The organism is Streptomyces ureilyticus, assembly GCF_011045025.1.
Lineage (GTDB): Bacteria > Actinomycetota > Actinomycetes > Streptomycetales > Streptomycetaceae > Streptomyces > Streptomyces ureilyticus.
In genome coordinates this window covers 25,294-37,959 of the sequence record NZ_JAAKZX010000027.1, presented here as the reverse complement: position 1 = coordinate 37,959, position 12,666 = coordinate 25,294, and the positions used below count along the sequence as shown (strand labels likewise).

Sequence of the window (12,666 nt, the reverse complement as noted above, 5' to 3'; positions counted from 1 at the left end):
TGGGCTCTGCCAGGGGCTCCCGGGCGCTGAGTCCGGCTACGCCACGAGCTCGTGCCTGAGCGCGCAACGAGGGCCGCTTCCCCCGATGGGGAAGCGGCCCTTCAAGTTGCGGGACCGGAGCGACCGAAGGCGGACGCCGGGTTCCGGTCGGAGTCAGAGCACGCGCACCGCGCCGCTCGCCGGGTAGCCCGACAGATCCTGGATGACGACGCCCTTACCGGGGTTCGCGGCGTCCAGGTACTGGCCGCCACCGATGTAGACACCGGTGTGGTACGCCGAGCCCTTGCCGCCCCAGTACAGGATGTCGCCGACCTGGATGTCGGACAGCGGGACGTCGGTCCCGACCGTCGACTGGTCCTGCGAGACGCGCGGGAGGTCCACGCCGACCTGCTTGAACGCGGCCTGGACCAGGCTGGAGCAGTCCCAGGAGTCGGGGCCGGAAGCGCCCATGACGTAGGCGTCGCCGACCTGGGCCTTGAGGAAGCTGATGACCGTACCGACGTTGCCGCTGGCCGGGGCCGGGACATCGGTCTCGGAGCTCGAGGAGGCGGAGGTGTTGAGGGTGGTCCGCTCGGCGGCCCGCGAGGCGGCGGCCTCCGCGGCGGCCCTGCGCTCGGCCTCGGCCTTCTTCTTGGCCTCCGCCTTCTTCTTCGCATCGGCGAGGTCGGCCTTGGCCTGCTTGGCCGCCTTGGCGGCGGCCGCGTCACGCTCGGCCAGCAGCTCGTAGTCGGCCGCGGCCTGCTGGGTGGCGGCCGCGGACTCGGCCACGGTCGCGGACAGGTCGGCCGTGAGCGTGGGCAGTTCGATCGTCTGGGTCACGGGCTCGGCCGCGTTCGCCGATCCGGCCGCAGCCCCCACTGCCAGGGTGCTGAGGACGCCACCGGCAACTCCGGCGCGCATCGCGAGCGTCGAACTGCTGCGAGGCCGGGGTTTCCGGTGGCTGGGTATGTGAGCGGTGTGGGACATGAGTCCAACCGGTATCAGGGGCTCCTCCATATCTTCAAGAAACGTGTGGTGCGCCACAGTTGTTCAATGGGCCGCCAGAATCCCGGGTGTGGCGTTCTTTATTGACGCCGTAGCGGGCAAAGTGGACACCGCCCAATGAGCCCGTGAGCAAGGCCTTTTCGCATTACGTCCGAATTGCCCGCCGCCTACCACTCGTTGGGACCGATGGCCAAGCCCCGCTTATCTGCCCCGGTTTCGAGTGTGACGCAGGTCACGGAACGGCCACTGGGGCGGATGCGTCGCGTGCGTCATCCGGATCGTGACGCGCCCCCGTGTCTCGTTCGGGTCTCAAGTTCGTGTTCTGCTCGTGAACGGATGCACGTGCTCGTGCGCGTCCACACCGGCGAGTCAACTTCCCCCGAAGTGTGAACGAGTTCCTCTACCAAGCGTTGATGTCCAGAGCCAATTTGCTTGCGGCGACTGTCCCTTGGTAAAGAGCCACACCGCCGGACCTGCGTTAATGAGCGAAATTGTCACTTCTGGTGATCACTCGGACGCCTCCTGGGTGAAGATCCGCTCGCCTCTTACTTCATGATCGAGTGCCAGGTGGTGGAGATCACAAAGGCGTTGTCGTACCCCGTGTCGCAGATCACAGACCGGCAGGCATAAGATGCGTGGCAGTTGGGCTTGTGACCTGCTTCACATGTACGCGATCTTCGTGAAGCCGCACGGGGCTTGTGAGTCTCGGGAAGCTGACGGAGCCTGTGAGCTTCGTGGGGCGGGTGAAGTCCGACGAACCTCCCAGCCTCCGGCCGGGGGGACCCCGCAAGCAGTCAATGCCGACTGAGAGGAGCGAGGAGCGGTGAACGCGTATGCGCCCATCCTCGTACTGGGAGCCCTCGGGGCAGGCTTTGCGATCTTCTCCGTGGTCATGGCCACGCTTATCGGTCCAAAGCGGTACAACCGGGCCAAGCTCGAGGCCTACGAGTGCGGTATCGAGCCGACCCCCACGCCGGCCGGCGGCGGGCGGTTCCCCATCAAGTACTACCTGACGGCGATGCTCTTCATCATTTTCGATATCGAGATCGTCTTCCTCTATCCCTGGGCCGTCACCTTCGACGCCCTTGGGGTATTCGGGCTCGTGGAGATGCTGCTCTTCGTGCTCACCGTCTTCGTCGCGTACGCGTACGTATGGCGGCGCGGCGGCCTGGAATGGGACTGAACCCCGGATAGGGCACAGAGGAGCCACTGAGCATGGGACTCGAAGAAAAGCTGCCGAGCGGCTTCCTGCTGACCACCGTCGAGCAGGCCGCCGGCTGGGTGCGCAAGTCGTCCGTCTTTCCCGCCACCTTCGGCCTCGCCTGCTGCGCCATCGAAATGATGACGACCGGCGCGGGCCGCTACGACCTGGCGCGCTTCGGCATGGAGGTCTTCCGCGGCTCACCGCGCCAGGCCGACTTGATGATCGTCGCCGGACGCGTCAGCCAGAAGATGGCGCCGGTGCTGCGGCAGGTCTATGACCAGATGCCGAACCCCAAGTGGGTGATCTCCATGGGGGTCTGTGCGTCGTCCGGCGGGATGTTCAACAACTACGCGATCGTGCAGGGCGTCGATCACATCGTCCCTGTCGACATCTATCTGCCCGGCTGTCCGCCACGGCCCGAGATGCTGATGGACGCGATTCTCAAGCTGCACCAGAAGATCCAGACCTCGAAGCTCGGCGTGAACGCCGAGGAGGCGGCCCGCGAGGCGGAGGAAGCGGCGCTCAAGGCGCTCCCCACCATCGAGATGAAGGGCCTGCTGCGGTGAGCGACGCGAACGGCAACGGGGTCAACCCCGAGAAGGACCTCGGCACTGACAACCTCCCGGGTCAGCGCGGCGAGGGCGGCGAGGAGATCCGCGTCCAGCGCGGCATGTTCGGCGCCAGCAACGGCGGCGACACCTCCGGCTACGGCGGCCTGGTCCGCTCCGTCCGGCTGCCCGGGCCCGCCACCCGGCCGTACGGCGGTTGGTTCGACGAGGTCGCCGACGAGCTGGAGGGCGCCCTGGAGGAACAGGGTCTCGTCCCCGAGAACGTGATCGAGAAGACGGTCGTCGACCGCGACGAGATCACCTTCCACATCGAACGCGAGCACCTGGTCCGTGTCGCGCAGACCCTGCGCGACGACCCGGCGCTCCGTTTCGAGCTGTGCACGGGGGTGAGCGGCGTCCACTACCCCGGAGACAAGGGGCGCGAGCTGCACGCCGTCTACCACCTGCGCTCGATCACCCACAACCGGCTGATCCGCCTCGAAGTCAGCGCCCCGGACGGTGATCCGCACATCCCGTCCCTGGTCTCCGTCTATCCGACGAACGACTGGCACGAGCGCGAGACGTACGACTTCTTCGGCATCGTCTTCGACGGTCACCCGGCCCTGACGCGGATCATGATGCCGGACGACTGGCAGGGCTTCCCGCAGCGCAAGGACTACCCCCTCGGCGGCATCCCCGTCGAGTACAAGGGCGCCCAGATCCCGGCCCCGGACCAGCGGAGGTCCTACTCATGAGCACGCAGTCAGCATCCGCCCGCGAGACGACGGAAGGCACCGTCTACACGGTCACCGGCGGCGACTGGGACGAGGTCGTCCAGACCGCGGCCCGGGCCGACGACGAGCGCATCGTCGTCAACATGGGCCCGCAGCACCCGTCCACTCACGGCGTGCTCCGGCTGATCCTGGAGATCGACGGCGAGACGGTCACCGAGGCCCGCTGCGGAATCGGTTATCTGCACACCGGCATCGAGAAGAACCTCGAGTTCCGTACGTGGACACAGGGCACGACCTTCGTGACGCGCATGGACTACCTGACCTCGTTCTTCAACGAAACCGGGTACTGCCTCGCCGTCGAGAAGCTCCTCGGCATCGAGGACCAGATCCCCGACCGCGCCTCCATCATCCGAGTGCTCCTGATGGAGCTGAACCGGCTCTCCTCGCACCTGGTGTGCATCGCCACCGGCGGCATGGAACTCGGCGCCACCACGATCATGATCTACGGCTTCCGTGATCGTGAACTCGTTCTCGACATCTACGAGTTGATCACCGGCCTGCGCATGAACCACGCGTACATCCGCCCCGGCGGTCTCGCCCAGGACCTGCCACCGGGCGCGGTGGACCAGATCCGCGAGTTCGTGAAGAAGATGAGGAAGAACCTTCCCGAGTACGACAAGCTCGCCACCGGGAACCCCGTCTTCAAGGCCCGTATGCAGGGCATCGGCTACCTCGACCTGGCCGGCTGCATGGCCCTCGGTGCCACCGGCCCGATCCTCCGCTCGGCCGGCCTCCCGCACGACCTGCGCAAGGCGCAGCCGTACTGCGGCTACGAGACGTACGACTTCGACGTCCCGACCGCCGACACCTGTGACTCCTACGGGCGCTTCCTGATCCGCCTGGAGGAGATGCGCCAGTCGCTGCGGATCATCGAGCAGTGCCTGGACCGGCTGGAGCCCGGTCCGGTCATGGTCGCCGACAAGAAGATCGCCTGGCCCGCACAGTTGGCCCTCGGCCCGGACGGCCTGGGCAACTCCCTCGACCACATCAAGCAGATCATGGGCACCTCCATGGAGTCCTTGATCCACCACTTCAAGCTGGTGACCGAGGGCTTCAGGGTCCCGCCCGGCCAGGCGTACGCCGCCGTCGAGTCGCCCAAGGGCGAACTCGGGGTGCACGTCGTGTCCGATGGCGGCACCCGCCCCTACCGGGTCCACTATCGCGACCCGTCCTTCACCAATCTGCAGGCCATGGCGGCGATGTGCGAGGGCGGCCAGGTCGCCGACGTCATCGTCGCCGTCGCGTCCATCGACCCCGTGATGGGAGGCGTCGACCGGTGACCACCACTCCTTCCGAGCAGGGCGTACAGGCGCAGGGCGTCAGCCTGGGCATGCCCCAACTGCCCGCGCCCGACTACCCGGACGACGTTCGAGCCCGGCTCGAAGCCGACGCGCGCGAGGTCATCGCCCGCTACCCGGACTCCCGGTCCGCCCTCCTGCCGTTGCTGCATCTCGTGCAGTCGGAGGAGGGCCATGTGACGCGCACCGGCATGCAGTTCTGCGCCGACATGCTGGACCTGACCACGGCCGAGGTCACCGCGGTCGCCACCTTCTACACCATGTACCGGCGCAAGCCCTCCGGTGACTACCAGGTGGGCGTCTGCACCAACACCCTGTGCGCGGTGATGGGCGGCGACGCGATCTTCGAGGCCCTCCAGGACCACCTCGGTGTCGGCAACGGCGAGACCACCGACGACGGCAAGGTCACCCTGGAGCACATCGAGTGCAACGCGGCCTGCGACTTCGCCCCGGTCGTGATGGTCAACTGGGAGTTCTTCGACAACCAGACCGTGGACACCGCGAAGCGCCTCGTGGACGACCTGCGGGCGGGTGCACAGGTCGAACCGACGCGCGGTGCCCCCTTGTGCACGTTCAAGGAGACCGCCCGGGTCCTGGCCGGCTTCCCCGACGAGCGCCCCGGAGCCGTCGAGGCGGGCGGCAGCGCGGGACCGGCCTCACTGATCGGCCTCCGGCTGGCGAAGGGCGAGATGACTCCCGCGCGCGTGGTGCACCCGCGGGGATCCGGCGGTCCGCAGGACCAGCCGCCCGCGGAGCACCTCAGCTCGCATGACGCGCCGCAGCAGACCTCGGCCTCCGACCCCGCGCACCCCGCGGGCCCGGTCTCCGAGGAGGAGGGGGAGTGATGACCTTGGCAGCCGAGATCAAAGACACCGGCCCGGAGAAGCTGCTCGCACCCGTGCTGTCGGCCTTCTGGGACGAGGACAAGTCCTGGACGCTGGACGTGTACCGAAGGCACGACGGGTACGAGGGGCTGCGCAAGGCCCTCGCCATGTCGCCGGACGACCTCATCGCGTACGTGAAGGACTCCGGTCTGCGTGGACGCGGCGGCGCGGGATTCCCCACGGGCATGAAGTGGCAGTTCATCCCGCAGGGTGATGGCAAGCCTCACTATCTAGTTGTCAACGCCGACGAATCGGAACCGGGCACCTGCAAGGACATCCCGCTTCTCTTCGCGAACCCGCATAGCCTCATCGAGGGCATCGTGATCGCCTGTTACGCGATCCGTTCTTCGCATGCCTTCATCTATCTGCGCGGTGAAGTTGTCCCCGTGCTGAGGCGGCTGCACGAGGCAGTACGGGAGGCGTATGCGGCGGGATACCTCGGCGAGAACATCCTGGGCAGCGGACTTGACCTCCAGGTCACCGTGCACGCGGGCGCGGGCGCGTACATCTGTGGTGAGGAGACCGCACTGCTCGACTCGCTCGAGGGCCGCCGTGGCCAGCCGCGACTTCGTCCCCCCTTTCCTGCTGTCGCGGGGCTCTACGCGTGCCCGACTGTGGTGAATAACGTCGAGTCGATCGCGTCAGTTCCCGCGATTCTCCACAAAGGCAAAGAGTGGTTCCGATCGATGGGGAGCGAGAAGTCCCCGGGCTTCACGCTCTACTCGCTCAGCGGCCATGTCGCCCGTCCCGGTCAGTACGAGGGGCCGCTCGGCATCACGCTGCGCCAGCTGCTCGACATGAGCGGCGGGATGCGGCCCGGGCACCGGCTCAAGTTCTGGACGCCCGGCGGCTCTTCGACCCCGATGTTCACCGACGAGCACCTCGACGTCCCTCTTGATTACGAAGGAGTGGCTGCCGCGGGTTCCATGCTCGGCACAAAAGCACTCCAGTGTTTCGACGAGACGACGTGCGTCGTGCGGGCGGTGACGCGGTGGACGGAGTTCTACGCCCATGAGTCCTGCGGCAAGTGCACGCCCTGCCGCGAAGGGACGTACTGGCTCGTGCAGTTGCTGCGCGACATCGAGGCCGGCAAGGGCGTCATGTCCGACCTCGACAAGCTGAACGACATCGCCGACAACATCAACGGCAAGTCCTTCTGCGCCCTCGGCGACGGCGCCGCCTCGCCGATCTTCTCCTCTCTCAAGTACTTCCGCGAGGAGTACGAGGAGCACATCACGGGCCGGGGCTGCCCCTTCGACCCGGCCAAGTCCACGGTCTGGGCCGACAAGGACAAGCACGCGGAGGTGAACGCATGACTGTGACCACCAGCGCTCCCTCCGGGGGCGGGGAGGCGGCGGTTCCGCCGGAAGAACTCGTTTCGCTGACCATCGACGGCATCGAGATCAGCGTGCCCAAGGGCACCCTGGTCATCCGCGCCGCCGAACAGCTCGGCATCGAGATCCCCCGCTTCTGCGACCACCCGCTCCTCGACCCGGCAGGTGCCTGCCGCCAGTGCATCGTCGAGGTCGAGGGCCAGCGCAAGCCCATGGCGTCCTGCACGATCACCTGCACGGACGGGATGGTCGTCAAGTCCCATCTCACCTCTCCTGTCGCCGAGAAGGCCCAGAAGGGTGTGATGGAGCTGCTGCTCATCAACCATCCGCTGGACTGCCCGGTCTGCGACAAGGGCGGCGAGTGCCCCCTGCAGAACCAGGCCATGTCGCACGGCAATGCCGAGTCCCGCTTCGAGGGCAAGAAGCGGACGTTCGAGAAGCCCGTCCCGATCTCCCCCCAGGTGCTGCTCGACCGGGAGCGGTGCGTGCTGTGCGCCCGGTGCACCCGGTTCAGCAACCAGGTCGCGGGCGACCCGATGATCGAGCTGCTCGAGCGGGGTGCACTCCAGCAGGTCGGCACCGGAGAGGGCGATCCTTTCGAGTCGTACTTCTCCGGGAACACCATCCAGATCTGCCCGGTGGGCGCGCTGACGTCGGCGGCGTACCGCTTCCGCTCGCGACCCTTCGACCTCGTCTCGTCGCCTTCGGTGTGCGAACACTGCTCCGGAGGCTGCGCGACCCGTACCGACCACCGGCGCGGCAAGGTCATGCGGCGGCTCGCGGCTGCCGACCCCGAGGTCAACGAGGAGTGGATGTGCGACAAGGGGCGGTTCGGCTTCCGGTACGCGCAGCAGCGGGACCGTCTGACGACGCCTCTGGTGCGCGGCGAATCCGGTGAGCTGGAGCCCGCCTCGTGGCCCGAGGCCCTTTCGGCGGCGGCTGAGGGGCTCTTGGCGGCCCGCACCAGGACCGGTGTCCTGACCGGCGGCCGACTCACCGTCGAAGACGCCTACGCGTACAGCAAGTTCGCGCGCGTGGCGCTCGACACGAACGACATCGACTTCCGCGCGCGCGTGCACAGCGGCGAGGAGGCCGCCTTCCTGGCTGCCCGGGTCGCCGGACACGGCCGGGACCTCGACGGTACGGGCGTTACGTACACCTCCCTGGAGAAGGCGCCCGCCGTCCTCCTCGTCGGCATCGAGGCCGAGGAGGAGGTGCCCGGCGTCTTCCTGCGGCTGCGCAAGGCCTGGCGCAAGCACGGCCAGAAGACGTTCGCGCTCGCCACGCACGCGACCCGCGGACTGGAGAAGGCAGGCGGCACGCTGCTGCCCGCCGCGCCCGGCACCGAGACCGAGTGGCTGGACGCGCTCGCCTCCGGTGTCGGCCTGGAAGGCGACGGGGCGACGGCCTCCGAAGCCCTGCGCGCCGAGGGCGCCGTGATCGTCGTAGGGGAGCGGCTGGCCGCCGTGGCGGGCGGGCTCACCGCCGCCGTACGGGCCGCCTCCGCGACCGGTGCCGAACTGGTGTGGATCCCGCGCCGGGCCGGGGAGCGCGGCGCCATCGAGGCGGGTGCGCTGCCCTCGCTGCTGCCGGGCGGGCGCCCGGCCACCGACTCGCGCGCGCGGGTCGAGGTCGCCGCCGCTTGGGGAGTCTCCGAACTGCCGCTCCGGGATGGACGTGACACCGGCCAGATCGTCGAGGCCGCCGCCACCGGTGAGCTGGCCGCGCTCGTCGTGGCCGGCGTCGAGGTCGCGGACCTGCCCGATCCGGCACGCGCGCGTGCGGCACTGTCCGAAGTGGGCTTCCTGGTGTCGCTCGAACTGCGCCCCAGTGAGGTCACCGAGCACGCGGATGTCGTACTCCCCGTCGCCGCCGTCGCGGAGAAGGCGGGCACCTTCCTCAACTGGGAGGGCCGGGCCCGGTCCTTCGAGGCGGCGCTCAAGCCCGACCAGATGACCCGCCGGCTGGCGCCCACCGACGCCCGCGTCCTGCAGATGCTCGCGGACGCTATGGACGTACACCTGGGGCTCCCCGATCTGCGCACCGCGCGCGTGGAGCTCGACCGGCTCGGCGCCTGGGACGGGGCGCGGGCCACCGCGCCCCTGGAGACAGGAGCCCAACTGCCGCGCCCCGCCGCCGGGGAGGCAGTCCTTGCCGGACACCGGCTGCTGCTTGACCAGGGCCGCCTCCAGGAGGGCGACGAGGCGCTCGCCGGCACCCGGCATGCCGCACGCGCGCGCGTGTCGGCCGCCACGGCAGCCGAGGCCGGCGTCAAGGATGGCGACGCGCTGGCCGTGACCGGCCCCTCCGGAGTGGTCGAATTCCCGCTGCAGATCACGGAGATGCCCGACCGCGTGGTGTGGCTCCCGCTGAACTCCGCCGGAGGGGGCGTCGTCTCCGACACGGGCGCGCTCCCCGGTGACCTCGTCCGCATCGGCCCGGCGACGCTCGCCCCCGAGGCCCCCAAGGAGGTGAAGGCATGACTCCGGACCTCATCGCGACGTCGTACCTCGCGGCTGAAGACCTCTCCATGTTCGGCCGTGACCCCTGGTGGCTGGTCGTCATCAAGGCGGTCTTCTGCTTCGCCTTCCTGATGTTGACCGTGCTCTTCTCGATCGTGTGGGAGCGCAAGGTCGTCGCCTGGATGCAGCTGCGCATCGGTCCCAACCGGCACGGTCCCTGGGGCATGCTCCAGTCGCTCGCCGACGGCATGAAGTTGATGCTCAAGGAAGACGTCATCGTCAAGCGCGCGGACAAGGTGGTCTACGTCCTCGCGCCGATCGTCGCGGCCATCCCGGCCTTCATGGCGATCGCGGTCATCCCCTTCGGGCCGGCCGGCAACGAGATCTCGATCTTCGGCCACCGCACCACGATGCAGCTCACCGACCTGCCGATCGCGATGCTCTACATCCTCGCGGTCGCCTCGGTGGGCATCTACGGGATCGTGCTGGCGGGTTGGAGTTCTGGATCCACCTATCCGCTGCTGGGCGGTCTGCGCTCCTGCGCGCAGATGATCTCGTACGAGATCGCCATGGGCGCCGCCTTCGCTTCGGTGTTCCTGTACTCCGGCTCCATGTCGACGTCGGAGATCGTCGCCCAGCAGCAGGACCGCTGGTACATCATCCTGCTGCCGGTGTCGTTCCTGATCTACATCGTGACGATGGTCGGGGAGACCAACCGCGCGCCGTTCGACATGCCGGAGTCCGAGGGCGACCTGGTCGGCGGCTTCAACACCGAGTACTCGTCCATCAAGTTCGCGATGTTCATGCTCGCCGAGTACGTGAACATGGTGACGGTCTCTGCGGTCTCGGTGACGCTCTTCCTGGGTGGCTGGCGGGCTCCGTGGCCGGTCAGCACCTTCTGGGAGGGCGCCAACCACGGCTGGTGGCCGATGCTCTGGTTCGTGGCGAAGGTGCAGCTGCTGCTGTTCTTCTTCATCTGGCTGCGCGGCACGCTGCCCCGCGTCCGTTACGACCAGCTGATGAAGCTCGGCTGGAAGGTCCTCATCCCGGTCTCCGTGGTGTGGCTGATGCTCGTGGCGACCGTACGGACGCTGCGCAACGAGAACTACGGCTTCGCCGACATCGCCCTCTACGTCGGCGGAGCGGTCCTCTTCCTGTTGCTGCTCTCGTTCGTCGTGGACATGTTCCGCGACCGGAAGTCCGCCAAGGAGGCGGAGGAGGCGCCTGCCGAGGCCGCCGCCTTCGACCCGATGGCGGGCGGATTCCCCGTACCACCGCTGCCGGGACAGACGCTGCCACCGGTGCCGAGGCGAAGCCCGCGCCGGGAGCGGGAGTTGATTGTCAGTGGTGGGGTCGATACTGCCAGTGACGGAACCGATGGACCTCGTGACGGAAAGGAGGCGTCCGATGGCTGATGAGCAGAAGGAGACCAAACCCGGTTTCCAGAACCCCGTCGCAGGCTTCGGCGTGACCTTCAAGGCCATGTTCAAGAAGCGGCTGACCGAGCAGTATCCGGAGCAACAGAAGACCACCGCCCCGCGATTCCACGGCCGGCACCAGCTCAACCGCCATCCGGACGGCCTGGAGAAGTGCATCGGCTGCGAGCTGTGCGCCTGGGCCTGCCCGGCGGATGCCATCTATGTGGAGGGCGCGGACAACACCGAGGAGGAGCGCTACTCCCCGGGCGAGCGGTACGGCCGCGTCTACCAGATCAACTACGCCCGCTGCATCCTGTGCGGACTGTGCATCGAAGCGTGCCCCACGCGCGCGTTGACGATGACGAACGAGTTCGAGCTGGCCGACAGCAGCCGCGCCAACCTCATCTACACCAAGGAACAGCTGCTCGCCGGCCTCGAAGAGGGCATGGTCGACAGCCCGCACTCGATCTTCCCCGGGACGGACGAGCAGGACTACTACCGGGGTCTGGTCACGGAGGCGGCGCCGGGTACGGAGCGTCAGGTGGCCCTCTCCAAGGGAGAGGTGCCGCAGGAGGCCGCCTCGACCTTCGGCGAGGACGAGCCGGCTTCGGGGAAGGTGATCGGTCGATGACGGATCTCGCCGCCTACACCACCTCCGCCGGAGAGGCCTTCCAGTTCTGGGTCCTCGGCACCATCGCCGTGATCGGCGCCCTGTGCACCGTCTTCATGAAGAAGGCCGTGCACAGCGCGCTCTGCCTCGCCGGAACCATGATCATCCTGGCAGTGTTCTATCTCGCCAACGGCGCGTACTTCCTGGGCATCGTGCAGGTCGTCGTCTACACCGGCGCGATCATGATGCTGTTCCTCTTCGTGGTCATGCTCGTCGGCGTCACCGCCGCCGACTCCCTGAAGGAAACCATCAAGGGGCAGCGCTGGCTGGCCCTCCTGTGCGGCCTCGGCTTCGGCATCCTGCTCTGCGCGGGAATCGGCAACGCCTCGCTGAACGAGTTCAACGGCCTGGGCCAGGCCAACGCCGGTGGCAACGTGGAGGGTCTCGCCGCCCTCATCTTCACGAAGTACGTCTTCGCCTTCGAGCTCACCGGCGCCCTGCTCATCACGGCCGCCGTCGGCGCCATGGTGCTCACGCACCGCGAGCGCACCGAGCGGGCCAAGACCCAGCGCGAGCTGGCCGAGGAGCGCGTACGGGAAGGCAAGCAGCTCCCGCCGCTGCCTGCCCCCGGCGTTTACGCCCGGCACAACGCGGTGGACATCGCGGGCCTCCTCCCGGACGGCACCGCGTCCGAACTCACCGTCATCAAGACGCTGCGGGAGCGCGGCCAGATCCGCGATGTGTCGGACGAGGCGATCAATGACCTCAAGGCTCTGGAGCAGCGCGCGGAGGAACGGCTCGGCCGGGAAGAGGAGGCCACGAAGTGAATCCCGTCAACTACCTCTACCTCGCCGCCCTGTTGTTCACGATCGGTGCCACCGGCGTCCTGATCAGGCGGAACGCGATCGTGGTGTTCATGTGCGTCGAGCTCATGCTCAACGCCTGCAACCTCGCGCTCGTGGCCTTCTCGCGGATGCACGGCAATCTCGACGGCCAGATCATCGCCTTCTTCACGATGGTCGTCGCCGCCGCGGAGGTCGTGGTCGGGCTCGCGATCATCGTGTCCCTGTTCCGTTCCCGCCACTCGGCCTCGGTCGACGACGCCAGCCTGATGAAGCTCTAAGGGGTCG

The 12,666-nt window shown here is 67.9% G+C and carries 12 protein-coding genes; 11 read left to right on the top strand and 1 reads right to left on the bottom strand.

Going from position 1 to position 12,666, the window contains the following annotated elements:
* Positions 1-153: 153 nt before the first annotated feature.
* Positions 154-996, bottom strand: coding sequence for a C40 family peptidase (locus G6048_RS11645; protein WP_165339415.1), 843 nt, complete (start codon positions 994-996; stop codon positions 154-156).
* Positions 997-1,807: 811 nt separating this feature from the next.
* Between G6048_RS11645 and G6048_RS11640 the strand changes: the two genes are divergently transcribed.
* Genes G6048_RS11640 through nuoK form a run of 11 tightly spaced genes read left to right on the top strand, consistent with a single transcriptional unit; the run spans position 1,808 to position 12,659 of the window.
* Entirely contained in the window at positions 1,808-2,167 is a 360-nt protein-coding gene (locus G6048_RS11640) for an NADH-quinone oxidoreductase subunit A (protein WP_033319564.1), read from the top strand.
* Positions 2,168-2,199: 32 nt separating this feature from the next.
* Positions 2,200-2,754, top strand: coding sequence for a NuoB/complex I 20 kDa subunit family protein (locus tag G6048_RS11635; RefSeq protein ID WP_010041554.1), 555 nt, complete (start codon positions 2,200-2,202; stop codon positions 2,752-2,754).
* Positions 2,751-3,491: an NADH-quinone oxidoreductase subunit C gene (locus G6048_RS11630; protein WP_165339414.1), complete on the top strand. Its 741-nt coding sequence runs from the start codon at positions 2,751-2,753 to the stop codon at positions 3,489-3,491. Before G6048_RS11635 ends, G6048_RS11630 begins: the two co-directional genes overlap by 4 nt.
* Positions 3,488-4,810: an NADH-quinone oxidoreductase subunit D gene (locus tag G6048_RS11625; protein ID WP_165339413.1), complete on the top strand. Its 1,323-nt coding sequence runs from the start codon at positions 3,488-3,490 to the stop codon at positions 4,808-4,810. The genes G6048_RS11630 and G6048_RS11625 overlap by 4 nt, the downstream gene beginning before the upstream one ends.
* Before the next feature lie 50 nt (positions 4,811-4,860).
* Positions 4,861-5,673, top strand: a complete 813-nt coding sequence (gene nuoE / locus G6048_RS11620; RefSeq protein WP_206341486.1) for an NADH-quinone oxidoreductase subunit NuoE — start codon at positions 4,861-4,863, stop codon at positions 5,671-5,673.
* A complete protein-coding gene (gene nuoF, locus G6048_RS11615; protein ID WP_328825746.1) occupies positions 5,670-7,028 on the top strand; it encodes an NADH-quinone oxidoreductase subunit NuoF in 1,359 nt (452 codons plus the stop codon). Before nuoE ends, nuoF begins: the two co-directional genes overlap by 4 nt.
* Positions 7,025-9,529: an NADH-quinone oxidoreductase subunit G gene (locus G6048_RS11610; protein ID WP_165339410.1), complete on the top strand. Its 2,505-nt coding sequence runs from the start codon at positions 7,025-7,027 to the stop codon at positions 9,527-9,529. The genes nuoF and G6048_RS11610 overlap by 4 nt, the downstream gene beginning before the upstream one ends.
* A complete protein-coding gene (gene nuoH / locus G6048_RS11605) occupies positions 9,526-10,923 on the top strand; it encodes an NADH-quinone oxidoreductase subunit NuoH (protein WP_165339409.1) in 1,398 nt (465 codons plus the stop codon). Before G6048_RS11610 ends, nuoH begins: the two co-directional genes overlap by 4 nt.
* The gene (gene nuoI, locus G6048_RS11600) at positions 10,916-11,557 is read left to right on the top strand and encodes an NADH-quinone oxidoreductase subunit NuoI (protein ID WP_165339408.1); all 642 of its coding nucleotides are present in this window, start codon (positions 10,916-10,918) and stop codon (positions 11,555-11,557) included. The genes nuoH and nuoI overlap by 8 nt, the downstream gene beginning before the upstream one ends.
* Positions 11,554-12,363: an NADH-quinone oxidoreductase subunit J gene (locus G6048_RS11595; RefSeq protein WP_165339407.1), complete on the top strand. Its 810-nt coding sequence runs from the start codon at positions 11,554-11,556 to the stop codon at positions 12,361-12,363. The genes nuoI and G6048_RS11595 overlap by 4 nt, the downstream gene beginning before the upstream one ends.
* The gene (gene nuoK, locus G6048_RS11590; RefSeq protein ID WP_009310327.1) at positions 12,360-12,659 is read left to right on the top strand and encodes an NADH-quinone oxidoreductase subunit NuoK; all 300 of its coding nucleotides are present in this window, start codon (positions 12,360-12,362) and stop codon (positions 12,657-12,659) included. The genes G6048_RS11595 and nuoK overlap by 4 nt, the downstream gene beginning before the upstream one ends.
* Positions 12,660-12,666: the final 7 nt, after the last annotated feature.